A 16,973-nucleotide genomic window follows, 5' to 3' on the forward strand; every position below is an offset into this window, starting at 1 on the left:
TTTTTTGTGTAAAGGCTTCAGTATTCCTGAGTACCGCTAAATCCTTTCAGGGACTATAAACGCGTTATGTTGTCTGCAACTCAACCAGTAAGCGAAAATTTGCCTGCGCATGGCTGTCGTCATGTCGCGATCATTATGGATGGCAATGGTCGCTGGGCGAAAAAGCAAGGGAAGATTCGCGCATTTGGGCATAAGGCCGGAGCGAAATCCGTCCGCCGGGCCGTCTCTTTTGCTGCCAACAATGGTATTGATGCGTTAACGCTGTATGCCTTTAGTAGTGAAAACTGGAACCGACCGGCGCAGGAAGTGAGTGCGTTAATGGAGTTATTTGTGTGGGCGCTGGATAGTGAAGTTAAAAGCCTGCATCGCCATAACGTCCGCCTGCGCATTATTGGCGACACCAGTCGATTTAACGCGCGTTTGCAAGAACGGATTCGCAAGTCTGAAGCGCTTACCGCCCAGAATACCGGGCTGACGCTGAATATTGCGGCGAATTACGGCGGACGCTGGGATATTGTCCAGGGAGTCAGACAACTGGCAGAACAGGTGCAGGAAGGTTCACTGCGTCCTGAACAGATTGATGAAGACATGCTCAACCAACAAATCTGTATGCATGAGCTGGCTCCGGTGGATTTAGTAATTAGGACTGGGGGAGAGCATCGAATAAGTAACTTTTTGCTTTGGCAAATTGCCTATGCCGAACTTTACTTTACTGATGTTCTCTGGCCCGATTTCGATGAACAAGACTTTGAAGGTGCGCTGCATGCCTTTGCTAATCGAGAGCGTCGTTTCGGCGGCACCGAGCCCGGTGATGACAAAGCCTGATGGGGGTCGCTTTTGCTGAAGTATCGCCTGATTTCTGCTTTCGTTTTAATACCCGTGGTCATCGCGGCGCTGTTTCTGCTGCCGCCGGTGGGGTTCGCCATTGTGACGCTGGTTGTTTGTATGCTGGCCGCGTGGGAATGGGGACAGTTAAGCGGTTTTGCCACGCGCACACAACGCGTCTGGCTGGCGGTGCTGTGTGGGCTACTGCTCGCACTGATGCTGTTTCTGCTGCCGGAATATCATCATAATGTTCGTCAGCCGTGGGTCGAGGCCTCGCTGTGGGCATCGTTAGGCTGGTGGATCGTTGCGTTAGTGTTGGTGTTTTTTTACCCAGAGTCGGCGACGGTCTGGCGTAATTCGAAGACACTACGCATAATTTTTGGCGTGCTCACGATCGTTCCCTTCTTCTGGGGGATGCTTGCGCTGCGTGCCTGGCATTACGACGAGAATCATTACAGTGGCGCAATATGGCTGCTCTATGTCATGATCCTGGTCTGGGGAGCGGACTCCGGGGCGTATATGTTTGGCAAACTGTTTGGCAAACATAAACTGGCACCAAAAGTGTCGCCGGGGAAAACCTGGCAGGGCTTTTTTGGTGGCCTTGCCACGGCAGCTGTTATCTCCTGGGGTTACGGCATGTGGGCGAATCTGGATGTTGCGCCTGTCACCTTATTAATCTGCTCTATTGTTGCCGCGCTGGCCTCTGTGCTGGGCGATCTGACCGAGAGCATGTTTAAGCGTGAAGCGGGAATAAAAGACAGCGGTCATTTGATTCCAGGACACGGTGGTATTCTGGACCGTATTGATAGCCTGACGGCGGCAGTACCGGTCTTTGCCTGCCTGTTGTTACTGGTATTCAAAACGCTTTAACGGAAGGTTTTATGCTGAGTATTCTCTGGAATCTGGCTGCATTCATTGTCGCACTGGGTGTGCTGATCACCGTGCATGAATTTGGTCATTTCTGGGTTGCCCGGCGCTGCGGTGTCCGTGTCGAGCGCTTTTCCATTGGATTTGGTAAAGCGCTCTGGCGCCGTACCGATCGGTCTGGGACCGAATATGTCATCGCCCTGATCCCTCTGGGCGGTTATGTCAAAATGCTGGATGAGCGCGCGGAACCGGTGATCCCGGAGCTGCGTCACCACGCTTTCAACAATAAAACCGTCGGCCAGCGCGCAGCAATCATTGCAGCCGGTCCGGTCGCTAATTTCCTCTTTGCCATCTTCGCCTACTGGCTGGTGTTTATCATCGGCGTCCCTGGCGTTCGTCCGGTTGTTGGTGAAATAACACCCAACTCGATTGCCGCCCAGGCGCAAATTATTCCTGGCACGGAACTTAAAGCCGTTGATGGTATCGAAACCCCTGATTGGGATGCAGTGCGTTTACAGTTGGTCGCAAAAATTGGCGATGAACAGACGACAATCAGCGTGGCGCCTTTCGGCAGCAACCAGCGACAGGAAAAAACGCTGGATTTGCGGCAGTGGGCATTTGAGCCTGATAAGGAAGATCCTGTATCTTCTTTAGGGATTCGACCGCGTGGACCACAGATTGAACCGGTGCTGTCAGAAGTCCAGGCACAGTCCGCCGCAAGTAAGGCGGGTTTGCAAGCCGGCGACAGGATCGTTAAAGTCGATGGTCAACCACTAACGCAATGGATGACGTTCGTGACTCTGGTGCGCGATAATCCAGGTCAGCCGTTAGCGCTGGAAATTGAAAGACAGGGCAGTGCCTTGTCTTTAACATTAATTCCGGATTCGAAATCGGGTAATGGAAAGGCAGAAGGTTTTGCCGGCGTTGTGCCGAAAATCATTCCTCTGCCAGATGAGTACAAGACAGTACGCCAGTATGGGCCGTTCAGCGCCATTGCACAGGCCACGGATAAAACGTGGCAGTTGATGAAGCTGACGGTCAGTATGCTGGGAAAATTGATAACCGGTGATGTGAAACTGAACAACCTCAGTGGGCCGATTTCTATCGCTCAGGGGGCTGGGATGTCAGCGGAGTTCGGGGTGATTTATTATCTAATGTTCCTTGCGCTGATTAGCGTGAACTTAGGGATAATCAACCTGTTTCCGTTGCCCGTTCTTGACGGGGGGCATCTGCTGTTCCTGGCGATTGAAAAGCTTAAGGGCGGACCGGTATCCGAGCGGGTTCAAGACTTTAGTTATCGCATTGGCTCGATATTGCTGGTGCTGTTAATGGGGCTTGCACTTTTCAATGATTTCTCTCGGTTGTAAGAGAGTTAGTTAGGAAGAACGCATAACAACGATGGCGATGAAAAAGTTGCTCATAGCGTCGCTGCTGTTTAGCAGCGCGACCGTATACGGTGCTGAAGGGTTCGTAGTGAAGGACATTCATTTCGAAGGCCTGCAGCGTGTCGCCGTTGGTGCGGCCCTCCTCAGTATGCCGGTGCGCACAGGCGACACGGTTAATGATGAAGATATCAGTAATACCATTCGCGCACTGTTTGCCACTGGCAATTTTGAGGATGTTCGTGTCCTTCGCGATGGCGATACGCTTCTGGTTCAGGTAAAAGAACGTCCGACTATTGCCAGCATCACCTTTTCCGGTAACAAATCGGTGAAAGATGACATGCTGAAGCAAAACCTCGAGGCTTCTGGCGTGCGTGTTGGCGAATCTTTGGATCGCACCACCATTGCCGATATCGAGAAAGGTCTGGAAGACTTCTACTACAGCGTCGGTAAATACAGTGCCAGTGTGAAAGCCGTTGTCACACCGCTGCCGCGCAACCGTGTTGACCTTAAACTGGTGTTCCAGGAAGGGGTATCGGCGACGATCCAACAGATCAATATCGTCGGTAACCATGCCTTCAGCACGGATGAACTGATCTCTCACTTCCAGTTGCGTGATGAAGTTCCGTGGTGGAACGTTGTTGGCGATCGCAAATACCAGAAGCAGAAACTGGCGGGTGACCTTGAAACCCTGCGCAGCTACTATCTGGATCGCGGTTACGCACGTTTCAACATCGACTCAACGCAGGTCAGCCTGACCCCGGATAAGAAAGGGATCTACATTACCGTGAACATCACGGAAGGCGAGCAGTATAAGCTTTCTGGCGTTCAGGTAACGGGTAACCTGGCGGGGCACTCAGCGGAGATAGAAAGCCTGACGAAAATTGAGCCGGGTGAACTCTATAACGGCACCAAAGTGACCAAAATGGAAGATGATATTAAGAAGCTTCTGGGTCGCTTTGGTTACGCCTATCCGCGCGTTCAGTCACAGCCTGAAATCAACGACGCTGACAAAACGGTTAAGCTGCGTGTAAACGTCGATGCGGGTAACCGTTTCTATGTGCGCAAGATCCGTTTTGAAGGCAACGATACGTCCAAAGATGCCGTCCTGCGTCGCGAAATGCGCCAGATGGAAGGGGCATGGCTGGGCAGCGATATGGTTGATCAGGGTAAAGAGCGTCTGAACCGTCTGGGTTACTTTGAAACGGTCGACACCGATACGCAGCGTGTTCCGGGCAGTCCGGACCAGGTGGATGTGGTCTATAAGGTGAAAGAACGTAACACCGGTAGCTTCAACTTCGGTGTCGGTTACGGTACGGAAAGCGGCGTAAGTTTCCAGGCGGGTGTTCAGCAGGATAACTGGTTGGGTACTGGCTACGCGGTGGGGATTAACGGTACCAAGAACGATTACCAGACCTACAGCGAACTCTCTGTCACCAACCCGTACTTCACCGTTGATGGTGTGAGCTTGGGTGGCCGTATCTTCTATAACGACTTTGATGCGAACGATGCGGATCTGTCTGACTATACCAACAAAAGTTATGGTACAGACGTCACGCTGGGCTTCCCGATCAACGAATACAACACCTTGCGTGCTGGTTTAGGGTATGTGCATAACTCCCTGTCCAACATGCAGCCGCAGGTCGCGATGTGGCGTTATTTGAACTCCGTGGGTGAATACCCGGAAAACTCGAATGACCGCAACTCATACAGCGCCAACGACTTCACCTTCAACTACGGTTGGACGTATAACAAGCTTGACCGTGGTTTCTTCCCGACGGAAGGGACGCGCGTCAACCTGAACGGTAAGGTGACGATCCCTGGCTCTGATAACGAGTTCTACAAAGCGACGCTGGATACCGCGACCTACGTACCGATCGATGACGATCACAAGTGGGTGGTTCTCGGTCGTACTCGTTGGGGTTACGGTGATGGATTCGGCGGCAAAGAGATGCCGTTCTATGAGAACTTCTATGCCGGTGGCTCCAGTACCGTGCGTGGTTTCCAGTCCAACACCATTGGTCCGAAAGCGGTCTATTTCCCGTCCAGCAGTCGTCATGATGGCGATAACGACTACAATAACGAATGTGAGAGCACCCAGTCAGCGCCGTGTAAATCGGATGATGCAGTGGGCGGTAACGCCATGGCTGTCGCCAGCCTGGAATTCATTACCCCAACACCGTTCATCAGTGATAAATACGCGAACTCGGTTCGTACCTCGTTCTTCTGGGATATGGGTACCGTCTGGGATACTAACTGGGATTCAAGTGCATATTCCGGTTATCCAGACTACAGTGATCCGAGCAATATCCGTATGTCTGCAGGTATCGCATTACAATGGATGTCCCCATTGGGGCCGTTGGTCTTCTCCTATGCCCAGCCGTTTAAGGATTACGATGGAGACAAAAAAGAGCAGTTCCAGTTTAACATTGGTAAAACCTGGTAACTGTTCTTCACAAAGGAATGTAAGTGTAGTGTAGCGATGACTTTAGGCGATCTTGCATGGGATCGCCTGGCCACGCAAAGAACTGTACCTTCGGGTGCAAATGGGATGGTAAGGAGTTTATTGTGAAAAAGTGGTTATTAGCGGCAGGTCTTGGTTTAGCAATGGTTACGTCCGCACAGGCGGCTGACAAAATTGCAATCGTCAACATGGGTAGCCTGTTCCAGCAGGTTGCGCAGAAGACCGGTGTTTCCAGCACATTGGAAAATGAGTTTAAAGGCCGCGCGAGCGAACTGCAGCGTATGGAATCCGATCTGCAATCTAAAATGCAGCGTCTGCAGTCCATGAAAGCAGGTAGCGATCGTACTAAGCTGGAAAAAGACGTGATGGCTCAGCGCCAGACCTTCTCTCAGAAAGCGCAGGCTTTTGAGCAGGATCGTGCGCGTCGTTCCAACGAAGAACGTGGCAAACTGGTTACTCGTATCCAGACTGCTGTGAAATCTGTTGCCAGCAGCCAGAGCATCGATCTGGTTGTTGACGCGAACACCGTTGCTTACAACAGCAGCGATGTAAAAGACATCACTGCTGACGTGCTGAAACAGGTTAAATAAGTAATGCCTTCAATTCGACTGGCTGATTTAGCAGAGCAGTTGGATGCAGAATTACACGGTGATGGCGATCTCGTCATCACCGGCGTTGCGTCCATGCAATCTGCGCAAACGGGTCACATCACGTTCATGGTGAATCCGAAATACCGTGAGCACCTGGCCTTATGCCAGGCGTCTGCCGTTGTCATGACGCAGGACGATCTTCCTTTTGCTAAGAGTGCGGCGCTGGTAGTGAAGAATCCCTACCTGACGTACGCGCGAATGGCACAAATTTTAGATACCACGCCGCAGCCGGCACAGAACATTGCACCGAGTGCAGTGGTTGATGCGACGGCAACGCTGGGTAGCAATGTTTCAATTGGCGCGAATGCGGTGATTGAATCTGGCGTAGAGCTTGGCGATAACGTGGTTATTGGCGCGGGCTGTTTCGTTGGGAAAAATACGAAAATTGGGGCCGGTTCGCGCCTGTGGGCGAATGTATCGGTTTACCACGACATTCAGATCGGTGAGAATTGCCTGATCCAGTCCAGTACGGTCATTGGTGCTGACGGTTTTGGCTATGCCAACGATCGTGGCAATTGGGTGAAGATCCCGCAGTTGGGTCGCGTCATTATTGGCGATCGCGTGGAGATCGGTGCCTGTACTACCATTGACCGTGGTGCTCTGGATGATACGGTGATCGGCAATGGGGTTATCATTGATAACCAGTGTCAGATTGCACATAACGTTGTGATTGGCGACAATACGGCGGTTGCCGGGGGCGTCATCATGGCGGGCAGCCTGAAGATTGGCCGTTACTGCATGATCGGCGGTGCCAGCGTAATCAATGGGCATATGGAAATATGCGACAAGGTTACCGTGACGGGCATGGGGATGGTGATGCGCCCCATCACTGAACCTGGCGTCTATTCCTCAGGCATTCCGCTGCAACCTAACAAAGTATGGCGTAAGACAGCCGCACTGGTGATGAATATTGATGATATGAGCAAGCGCCTCAAAGCCATTGAGCGCAAGGTTAATCAACAAGACTAAACTCTCACCCGGTCACACATACTTTACGGCCTGTCGGCATTCATACGATTGCGGCAGGCCGTGTTATTATTGGCTTTTAGCATATTTGGACAGGAAGAGTATTTTGACTACTAACACTCATACTCTGCATATTGAAGAGATTTTAGAACTTCTGCCGCACCGTTTTCCGTTTTTACTGGTTGACCGCGTGCTGGACTTTGAAGAAGGTCGTTTTCTGCGCGCAGTGAAAAATGTCTCCGTTAACGAGCCATTTTTCCAGGGGCATTTCCCGGGTAAACCGATTTTCCCTGGCGTGCTGATTCTGGAAGCCATGGCACAGGCTACGGGTATTCTTGCGTTTAAAAGCGTAGGGAAACTGGAGCCAGGAGAACTCTACTATTTCGCGGGTATCGATGAAGCACGCTTTAAGCGTCCCGTTGTGCCAGGCGATCAGATGATCATGGAAGTCACTTTCGAGAAAACGCGCCGTGGCCTGACCCGCTTTAAAGGGGTTGCGCTGGTTGACGGTAAAGTAGTTTGCGAAGCAACGATGATGTGCGCTCGTAGCCGGGAGGCCTGATACGTGATTGATAAATCCGCCTTTATTCATCCAACCGCCATTGTGGAAGAGGGGGCGTCACTCGGCGCTAACGTTCACATTGGTCCTTTTTGCCTTGTTGGACCCCATGTTGAAATTGGTGAGGGTACCGTACTGAAGTCTCACGTTGTCGTGAATGGTCATACTAAAATTGGCCGCGATAACGAGATATATCAGTTCGCCTCCATCGGCGAAGTGAACCAGGATCTGAAATATGCTGGCGAACCGACCCGAGTGGAAATAGGCGATCGTAACCGCATTCGCGAAAGCGTTACCATTCATCGTGGCACAGTGCAGGGCGGTGGATTGACGAAGGTGGGCAGCGATAACTTACTGATGATCAATGCCCACGTGGCACACGATTGCACAATAGGGGATCGCTGTATTCTGGCGAATAACGCCACGCTTGCCGGTCACGTCTCGCTGGATGACTACGTTATCATCGGTGGCATGACCGCAGTGCATCAGTTCTGCATTATTGGTGCACACGTGATGGTCGGTGGCTGTTCTGGCGTTGCTCAGGACGTTCCGCCGTACGTTATTGCTCAGGGCAACCACGCGACGCCGTTTGGCGTCAACATCGAAGGGTTGAAGCGTCGCGGCTTTACCCGCGAGGCGATCACCGCCATTCGCAATGCTTACAAAGCGTTGTACCGCAGCGGCAAAACGCTGGATGAAGTGAAACCGGAAATCGCCGAACTGGCGAAGCAGTACCCGGATGTACAGGCGTTCAGTGATTTCTTTGCCCGCTCAACGCGCGGACTGATTCGTTAATGGCAGAGCAGCGCTCCTTAACGATTGCCCTGGTCGCCGGAGAAACCTCCGGCGATATTCTTGGTGCCGGCTTAATCCGGGCGTTGAAAGCGCGCGTACCTGACGCGCGTTTTGTCGGCGTCGCCGGCCCGCGCATGCAGGCCGAAGGCTGTGAAGCCTGGTATGAAATGGAAGAACTGGCGGTGATGGGCATTGTGGAAGTGCTTGGACGCCTGCGTCGTCTGCTGCATATCCGCGCCGATCTGACCCGTCGATTCACCGAGTTGCAGCCCGATGTCTTCGTCGGTATTGATGCTCCCGATTTTAATATTACCCTCGAAGGGAATCTGAAAAAACAGGGCATCAAAACGATTCATTACGTCAGTCCGTCCGTCTGGGCGTGGCGACAGAAACGCGTTTTCAAAATAGGCAGATCCACTAACATGGTTCTGGCTTTTCTGCCTTTCGAAAAAGCGTTTTACGATAAGTACAACGTGCCGTGCCGTTTTATCGGTCACACGATGGCGGATGCTATGCCGCTGGATCCGGATAAAAACGCGGCGCGAGAGGTGCTGGGGATCCCACGCGACGCACACTGCCTGGCGTTATTACCCGGCAGTCGCGGTGCAGAAGTGGAAATGCTCAGCGCCGACTTCCTGAAAACTGCCCAATTGTTGCGTAAGAACTATCCCGATCTTGAGGTGGTGGTGCCATTGGTGAACGCCAAACGGCGTGAACAGTTCGAGCAGATCAAAGCAGACGTTGCACCGGAGCTTTCCGTCCACCTGCTGGACGGGATGGGGCGAGAAGCGATGATCGCCAGCGATGCCGCGCTGCTGGCATCCGGTACCGCCGCGCTCGAGTGCATGCTGGCGAAATGCCCGATGGTGGTGGGATATCGCATGAAGCCCTTTACGTTCTGGCTGGCGAAGCGGCTGGTGAAGACCGATTATGTCTCGCTGCCAAACCTGCTGGCGGGAAGGGAACTGGTGAAAGAGCTGTTGCAGGAAGAGTGCGAGCCGCAAAAGCTGGCTGAGGCGCTTCTCCCCTTGTTGGCCAATGGTAAAACCAGCCATGCGATGCATGATACTTTCCGCGAACTGCATCAGCAGATCCGCTGCAACGCCGATGAGCAGGCGGCGGATGCGGTCCTGGAGCTAGTACAATGATCGAATTTGTTTATCCGCACACGCATTTAGTGGCGGGTGTGGATGAAGTCGGACGGGGTCCATTGGTCGGCGCAGTCGTCACTGCTGCCGTGATCCTCGACCCGGCTCGTCCGATTGTGGGTCTGAACGATTCCAAAAAATTGTCTGAAAAGCGCCGTCTGGCGCTGTATGACGAAATCAAAGAAAAAGCGTTGAGCTGGAGTCTCGGTCGTGCAGAACCGCACGAGATCGATGAACTGAATATTCTCCATGCCACTATGCTGGCGATGCAGCGAGCGGTGGCGGGGTTACATATTGCGCCGGAATACGTGCTGATCGACGGTAATCGCTGCCCGGCATTGCCTGTGCCGTCCCTGGCGGTGGTGAAAGGCGACAGCCGGGTGGCGGAAATCAGCGCCGCGTCTATTCTTGCAAAAGTCACGCGTGACGCCGAAATGACCGAGCTGGATAGCGTTTTCCCGCAGTATGGTTTTGCCCAACACAAAGGGTATCCAACCGCTTTCCATCTGGAAAAACTGGCTGAACATGGCGCAACGGAGCATCACCGACGTAGTTTTGCTCCCGTTAAACGCGCACTGGGACTCGCGTCCTGATTCTTGTGTTGAAGGAATCTGAAGATGTCTGAACCTCGTTTCGTCCACCTGCGGGTGCACAGCGACTACTCCATGATCGATGGGCTGGCGAAAACCGGGCCGCTGGTGAAAAAGGCGGCCGCGTTGGGCATGCCTGCACTGGCGATCACCGATTTTACGAATCTCTGTGGTCTGGTGAAGTTCTACGGAGCGGGCCATGGCGCAGGGATTAAACCCATTGTTGGCGCTGATTTCCATGTTCAGAGTGAGCAGATGGGTGATGAACTCACGCATCTGACGGTACTCGCCGCGAATAACACCGGTTATCAAAATCTCACCCTGCTTATCTCCAAAGCGTATCAGCGCGGCTATGGTGCGGCGGGACCGATCATTGACCGCGACTGGCTGATCGAGCTGAAAGAAGGGTTGATCCTGCTCTCCGGCGGTCGCATGGGCGACGTCGGGCGCAGTCTGCTGCGCGGCAACAGCGCGCTGGTGGAAGAGTGTGTCGCTTTCTACGAAGAGCACTTTCCGGACTGTTACTTCCTTGAGCTGATCCGGACCGGCAGACCCGATGAAGAGAATTATCTGCATGCAGCCGTTGAACTGGCGGAAGCACGCGGTTTGCCGGTGGTGGCCACCAACGACGTGCGCTTTATCAACAGCGAAGACTTCGACGCGCATGAAATCCGCGTCGCCATTCACGATGGTTTTACGCTCGACGATCCCAAGCGTCCGCGCAACTACTCGCCGCAGCAGTATATGCGCTCGGAAGAGGAGATGTGCGAACTTTTCTCCGACATTCCGGAAGCACTGGAAAACACCGTCGAAATTGCCAAACGCTGCAACGTAACGGTGCGTCTGGGTGAGTACTTCCTGCCGCAGTTCCCGACCGGTGATATGACCACGGAAGATTTCCTGGTACAGAAATCGAAAGAGGGGCTGGAAGAGCGTCTGGAATTCTTGTTCCCGGATGAAGCTGAGCGGAAAGAGAAACGTCCGCCGTACGATGAACGCCTGGACATTGAGCTACAGGTGATCAACCAGATGGGGTTCCCGGGCTACTTCCTCATCGTGATGGAATTTATCCAGTGGTCGAAAGATAACGGCGTGCCGGTAGGCCCGGGGCGTGGTTCCGGTGCGGGATCGCTGGTGGCCTATGCGCTGAAAATCACCGACCTCGATCCGCTGGAATTTGACCTGCTGTTCGAACGTTTCCTTAACCCGGAACGTGTCTCCATGCCTGACTTCGACGTTGACTTCTGTATGGAGAAACGCGACCAGGTGATCGAACACGTTGCTGACATGTACGGTCGTGATGCGGTATCGCAGATTATTACCTTCGGTACGATGGCGGCGAAAGCGGTTATCCGCGACGTGGGCCGTGTACTGGGCCACCCGTACGGCTTTGTCGACAGGATTTCGAAGCTGGTACCACCTGATCCTGGGATGACGCTGGCAAAAGCCTTCGAAGCCGAACCGCAACTGCCTGAGATTTACGAGGCAGATGAAGAGGTCAAAGCGCTGATCGACATGGCGCGTAAGCTGGAAGGCGTGACCCGTAACGCCGGTAAACACGCCGGTGGGGTGGTTATCGCCCCGACGAAAATCACCGATTTCGCGCCGCTGTACTGTGATGAACAGGGGCTGCATCCGGTTACCCAGTTTGATAAAAACGACGTGGAATATGCCGGCCTCGTGAAGTTCGACTTCCTCGGCCTGCGTACGCTCACCATCATCAACTGGGCGCTGGAGATGATCAACGCCCGCCGCGAGAAGCACGGCGAGCCGCCGCTGGATATTGCCGCTATCCCGCTGGATGACAAGAAAAGCTTCGACATGCTGCAACGCTCGGAAACCACGGCGGTCTTCCAGCTTGAATCCCGCGGCATGAAAGACCTGATTAAGCGTCTGCAGCCTGACTGCTTCGAAGATATGATAGCCCTGGTGGCGCTGTTCCGTCCGGGGCCGTTGCAGTCCGGGATGGTGGATAACTTCATCGACCGTAAGCACGGGCGCGAAGAGATTTCCTATCCGGATGTGCAGTGGCAACACGAAAGCCTGAAACCCGTGCTGGAGCCGACCTACGGCATCATCCTGTATCAGGAACAGGTCATGCAGATTGCCCAGGTGCTCTCTGGCTATACCCTTGGCGGCGCGGACATGCTGCGCCGTGCGATGGGTAAGAAAAAGCCGGAAGAGATGGCCAAGCAGCGCGGCACCTTCGAAGAAGGGGCGAGAAAGAACGGCGTTGATGGCGAACTGGCGATGAAAATCTTTGACCTGGTGGAGAAATTCGCCGGGTACGGATTTAACAAATCGCACTCAGCCGCCTACGCGCTGGTCTCTTACCAGACGCTGTGGCTGAAAGCGCACTATCCTGCCGAGTTTATGGCGGCGGTGATGACCGCGGATATGGACAACACCGAGAAAGTGGTGGGGCTGGTGGACGAATGCTGGCGCATGGGGCTGAAGATCCTGCCGCCGGATATCAACTCCGGGCTGTACCACTTCCACGTCAACGACGACGGCGAGATTGTTTACGGCATCGGTGCGATCAAAGGCGTGGGTGAAGGTCCGATCGAGGCGATCATCGAGGCGCGTAACAACGGCGGCTACTTCCGCGAATTGTTCGATCTTTGCGCGCGCACCGATACTAAAAAGCTCAACCGGCGGGTGCTGGAAAAACTGATCATGTCCGGGGCGTTCGACAGGCTGGGGCCACATCGTGCCGCACTGATGAACTCGCTGGGCGATGCGCTGAAAGCCGCCGACCAGCACGCGAAAGCGGAAGCGATTGGTCAGGCGGATATGTTCGGCGTGCTGGCGGAAGAGCCAGAGCAGATTGAGCAGTCCTACGCCAGCTGCCAGCCGTGGCCGGAGCAGGTGGTGTTAGATGGGGAACGCGAAACGTTGGGGCTGTATCTGACGGGTCACCCTATCAATCAGTATTTGAAAGAAATTGAGCGCTATGTCGGAGGCTACCGGCTGAAAGACATGCATCCGACAGAACGTGGTAAAGTGACCACGGCTGCGGGGCTCGTCATTGCCGCAAGGGTTATGGTCACCAAGCGCGGCAATCGTATCGGCATCTGTACGCTGGATGACCGTTCCGGACGTCTGGAGGTAATGTTATTTACCGACGCTCTGGATAAATACCAGCAATTGCTGGAAAAAGACCGCATACTTATCGTCAGCGGACAGGTCAGCTTTGATGACTTCAGCGGGGGGCTTAAAATGACCGCCCGCGAAGTGATGGATATTGACGAAGCCCGGGAAAAATATGCTCGCGGGCTTGCTATCTCGCTGACGGACAGGCAAATTGATGACCAGCTTTTAAACCGACTCCGTCAGTCTCTGGAACCCCACCGCTCTGGGACAATTCCAGTACATCTCTACTATCAGAGGGCGGATGCACGTGCGCGGTTGCGTTTTGGCGCGACGTGGCGTGTCTCTCCGAGCGATCGTTTGCTAAACGATCTCCGTGGCCTCATTGGTTCGGAGCAGGTGGAACTGGAGTTTGACTAATACAGGAATACTATGAGTCTGAATTTCCTTGATTTTGAACAGCCGATTGCAGAGCTGGAAGCAAAAATCGATTCTCTGACTGCGGTGAGCCGTCAGGACGAGAAACTGGATATTAACATCGATGAAGAAGTGCATCGTCTGCGTGAAAAGAGCGTAGAGCTGACGCGCAAAATCTTCGCCGATCTTGGCGCATGGCAGGTTGCCCAACTGGCACGCCATCCGCAGCGTCCTTACACCCTGGATTATGTTCGCCTGGCGTTTGATGAATTTGACGAACTGGCGGGCGATCGCGCCTATGCCGACGATAAAGCGATCGTCGGCGGCATCGCGCGTCTGGACGGTCGCCCTGTGATGATCATTGGTCATCAGAAAGGCCGTGAGACCAAAGAAAAAATCCGTCGTAACTTCGGTATGCCGGCGCCGGAAGGCTATCGTAAAGCGCTGCGTTTGATGGAAATGGCCGAGCGTTTCCACATGCCGATCATTACCTTTATCGATACGCCGGGTGCTTACCCAGGCGTGGGTGCGGAAGAGCGCGGTCAGTCTGAAGCTATCGCCCGAAACCTGCGCGAAATGTCACGTCTGAGCGTTCCGGTTATCTGCACCGTGATCGGTGAGGGTGGTTCCGGTGGCGCGCTGGCTATCGGCGTGGGTGACAAAGTGAATATGCTGCAATACAGCACTTATTCCGTTATCTCCCCGGAAGGCTGTGCGTCCATTCTGTGGAAAAGCGCGGACAAAGCGCCGTTGGCCGCAGAAGCAATGGGTATCGTTGCGCCGCGTCTCAAAGAGCTGAAGCTGATTGACTCTATTATTCCGGAACCGCTGGGCGGCGCGCACCGCAACCCGGAAGTGATGGCGGCTTCGCTTAAAGCACAACTGCTGGCCGATCTTGCCGATCTCGATGTGCTGAGCACCGAAGATTTGAAAAACCGTCGCTATCAGCGTCTGATGAGCTACGGTTACGCGTAAGCGTTGACCATTCCGAAAAGGGCCACAAGTTGTGGCCCTTTTTTTTACCTGTGGTTTGAACCCGCTATGATTAGCGTAGGTTTTTCCAGGAGGAACGCATGAACATCATCGCCATCATGGGGCCGCACGGGGTTTTTTATAAAGATGAGCCCATCAAAGAGCTTGAGCGTGCGCTGCAATCACTGGGATTTCAGATTATCTGGCCGCAGAACAGCGTCGACCTGCTGAAATTTATCGAACACAACCCGCGCATCTGCGGGGTAATTTTTGACTGGGATGAGTACAGTCTCGATCTGTGCAGCGAGATTAACCAGCTCAATGAATATTTACCGCTGTACGCGTTTATCAACACGCATTCAACGATGGACGTCAGCGTTCATGACATGCGTATGGCGTTATGGTTTTTTGAGTATGCGCTGGGGCAGGCGGAAGATATTGCGACGCGCATTCGCCAGTACACCAACGAGTACCTCGACAATATCACGCCGCCCTTCACCAGGGCGCTGTTCACCTATGTGAAAGAGGGGAAGTACACCTTCTGCACGCCAGGACACATGGCCGGAACCGCCTATCAAAAAAGCCCGGTTGGCTGCCTGTTCTATGACTTTTTCGGCGGCAATACCCTGAAAGCGGATGTGTCGATATCGGTCACTGAGCTGGGTTCGTTACTCGACCACACCGGACCGCATCTGGAGGCTGAAGAGTACATTGCCAGAACTTTCGGCGCAGAGCAGAGTTACATGGTGACCAACGGCACCTCCACCTCAAATAAAATTGTGGGGATGTATGCCGCGCCGACCGGCAGTACGCTGCTGATTGACCGCAACTGCCATAAGTCGCTGGCGCATTTGTTGATGATGAGCGACGTGGTCCCCATCTGGCTGAAACCGACGCGTAACGCGCTCGGCATTCTGGGCGGCATTCCTAAGCGCGAGTTCACGCGCGAGAGTATTGCGAGCAAGGTTGCCGCCACGGCGCAGGCGCAGTGGCCGGTTCACGCGGTGATCACCAACTCAACCTATGACGGTCTGTTGTATAACACCAACTGGATCAAGCAGACGCTGGATGTCCCCTCTATCCACTTCGATTCTGCCTGGGTGCCGTATACCCACTTTCACCCCATTTATCAGGGGAAAAGCGGAATGAGCGGTGAACGGGTGCCTGGTAAGGTGATTTTCGAAACGCAATCCACCCACAAAATGCTGGCGGCGTTATCGCAGGCGTCGCTGATTCATATTAAAGGGGAATATGACGAAGAGACCTTCAACGAAGCCTTTATGATGCACACGTCCACTTCGCCGAGCTATCCCATTGTCGCCTCCATCGAAACGGCGGCGGCGATGCTGCGGGGAAATTCCGGCAGGCGGTTAATCAACCGCTCGGTGGAACGCGCGCTGCATTTTCGCAAAGAGGTGCAGCGGTTGCGTGAGGAGTCTGACGGTTGGTTCTTCGATATCTGGCAGCCGGAAGAGGTTGATGAAGCGGAGTGCTGGCCGGTTGCGCCTGGTGAAGACTGGCACGGATTTACCGATGCCGACGACGACCATATGTTTCTCGACCCGGTAAAAGTGACGATCCTGACTCCCGGTATGGATGAGCAAGGGAAGATGAGTGACGAAGGGATCCCCGCTGCGCTGGTGGCAAAATTCCTCGATGAGCGCGGCGTGGTGGTGGAGAAAACCGGCCCGTATAACCTGCTGTTTCTCTTTAGTATCGGTATTGATAAAACCCGGGCGATGGGGCTGTTGCGTGGCCTGACTGAATTTAAACGCTCCTACGATCTCAATTTGCGCGTGAAGAATATGCTGCCGGATCTGTATGCGGAAGATCCTGATTTTTATCGCAACATGCGTATCCAGGAACTGGCGCAAGGGATCCATAAGCTCATCCGCCAGCACGATCTTTCCGGACTGATGCTGCGAGCGTTTGATACGTTGCCGGAAATGATCATGACGCCGCATCAGGCCTGGCAGCGGCAGATCAAGGGCGAAGTCGAAACGGTGACTCTCGATCAACTGGTGGGGCGCGTGTCGGCGAATATGATCCTGCCGTATCCCCCCGGCGTGCCGCTGCTGATGCCGGGAGAAATGATCACCGGGCAGAGTCGCGCCGTGCTCGATTTCCTGTTGATGCTCTGTTCTGTCGGCCACCACTATCCGGGCTTTGAAACGGATATTCACGGGGCGAAGCAGGATGAAGAGGGGGTATACCACGTACGAGTCTTAAAAACGGCATGACGACTTGC

13 protein-coding genes are annotated in these 16,973 nt (G+C 53.9%); all 13 read left to right on the plus strand.

Features of this window, described 5'->3' with window-relative positions; all coding sequences use genetic code 11:
• Window positions 1-66 precede the first annotated feature (66 nt).
• The 13 genes from ispU (at window position 67) to ldcC (ending at window position 16,965) form a co-directional block, all read left to right on the plus strand.
• Entirely contained in the window at window positions 67-825 is a 759-nt protein-coding gene (gene ispU, locus F384_RS00905) for a (2E,6E)-farnesyl-diphosphate-specific ditrans,polycis-undecaprenyl-diphosphate synthase (protein ID WP_046475806.1), read from the plus strand.
• A gap of 12 nt (window positions 826-837) precedes the next feature.
• Window positions 838-1,695 carry a phosphatidate cytidylyltransferase gene (gene cdsA, locus F384_RS00910; protein ID WP_046475808.1) on the plus strand — a complete coding sequence of 286 codons (858 nt, stop codon included), beginning with the start codon at window positions 838-840 and terminating at the stop codon, window positions 1,693-1,695.
• A gap of 11 nt (window positions 1,696-1,706) precedes the next feature.
• Window positions 1,707-3,059 (plus strand): sigma E protease regulator RseP, encoded by a 1,353-nt coding sequence (gene rseP / locus F384_RS00915; protein ID WP_046475810.1) that lies wholly within the window; start codon window positions 1,707-1,709, stop codon window positions 3,057-3,059.
• Window positions 3,060-3,090: 31 nt separating this feature from the next.
• Window positions 3,091-5,520 carry an outer membrane protein assembly factor BamA gene (gene bamA, locus F384_RS00920; RefSeq protein ID WP_046475813.1) on the plus strand — a complete coding sequence of 810 codons (2,430 nt, stop codon included), beginning with the start codon at window positions 3,091-3,093 and terminating at the stop codon, window positions 5,518-5,520.
• 122 nt (window positions 5,521-5,642) lie between these two features.
• Window positions 5,643-6,128 (plus strand): molecular chaperone Skp, encoded by a 486-nt coding sequence (skp, locus tag F384_RS00925; protein ID WP_046475816.1) that lies wholly within the window; start codon window positions 5,643-5,645, stop codon window positions 6,126-6,128.
• A 3-nt stretch (window positions 6,129-6,131) separates the two neighbouring features.
• A complete protein-coding gene (lpxD, locus tag F384_RS00930) occupies window positions 6,132-7,157 on the plus strand; it encodes a UDP-3-O-(3-hydroxymyristoyl)glucosamine N-acyltransferase (RefSeq protein WP_042323678.1) in 1,026 nt (341 codons plus the stop codon).
• A gap of 103 nt (window positions 7,158-7,260) precedes the next feature.
• Window positions 7,261-7,716: a 3-hydroxyacyl-ACP dehydratase FabZ gene (gene fabZ, locus F384_RS00935; protein WP_003018528.1), complete on the plus strand. Its 456-nt coding sequence runs from the start codon at window positions 7,261-7,263 to the stop codon at window positions 7,714-7,716.
• A 3-nt stretch (window positions 7,717-7,719) separates the two neighbouring features.
• On the plus strand, window positions 7,720-8,508 hold the full coding sequence (gene lpxA, locus F384_RS00940) for an acyl-ACP--UDP-N-acetylglucosamine O-acyltransferase (protein ID WP_046475824.1): 789 nt from the start codon (window positions 7,720-7,722) through the stop codon (window positions 8,506-8,508).
• Window positions 8,508-9,656, plus strand: a complete 1,149-nt coding sequence (lpxB, locus tag F384_RS00945) for a lipid-A-disaccharide synthase (RefSeq protein WP_046475826.1) — start codon at window positions 8,508-8,510, stop codon at window positions 9,654-9,656. Before lpxA ends, lpxB begins: the two co-directional genes overlap by 1 nt.
• On the plus strand, window positions 9,653-10,249 hold the full coding sequence (gene rnhB, locus F384_RS00950) for a ribonuclease HII (RefSeq protein WP_046475829.1): 597 nt from the start codon (window positions 9,653-9,655) through the stop codon (window positions 10,247-10,249). Before lpxB ends, rnhB begins: the two co-directional genes overlap by 4 nt.
• Before the next feature lie 24 nt (window positions 10,250-10,273).
• Entirely contained in the window at window positions 10,274-13,756 is a 3,483-nt protein-coding gene (dnaE, locus tag F384_RS00955; protein WP_046475831.1) for a DNA polymerase III subunit alpha, read from the plus strand.
• Window positions 13,757-13,768: 12 nt separating this feature from the next.
• Window positions 13,769-14,728 (plus strand): acetyl-CoA carboxylase carboxyl transferase subunit alpha, encoded by a 960-nt coding sequence (gene accA / locus F384_RS00960; RefSeq protein ID WP_046475834.1) that lies wholly within the window; start codon window positions 13,769-13,771, stop codon window positions 14,726-14,728.
• 98 nt (window positions 14,729-14,826) lie between these two features.
• Window positions 14,827-16,965 carry a lysine decarboxylase LdcC gene (gene ldcC, locus F384_RS00965; protein WP_046475836.1) on the plus strand — a complete coding sequence of 713 codons (2,139 nt, stop codon included), beginning with the start codon at window positions 14,827-14,829 and terminating at the stop codon, window positions 16,963-16,965.
• Window positions 16,966-16,973: the final 8 nt, after the last annotated feature.

The organism is Citrobacter amalonaticus Y19 (assembly GCF_000981805.1).
Lineage (GTDB): Bacteria > Pseudomonadota > Gammaproteobacteria > Enterobacterales > Enterobacteriaceae > Citrobacter_A > Citrobacter_A amalonaticus_C.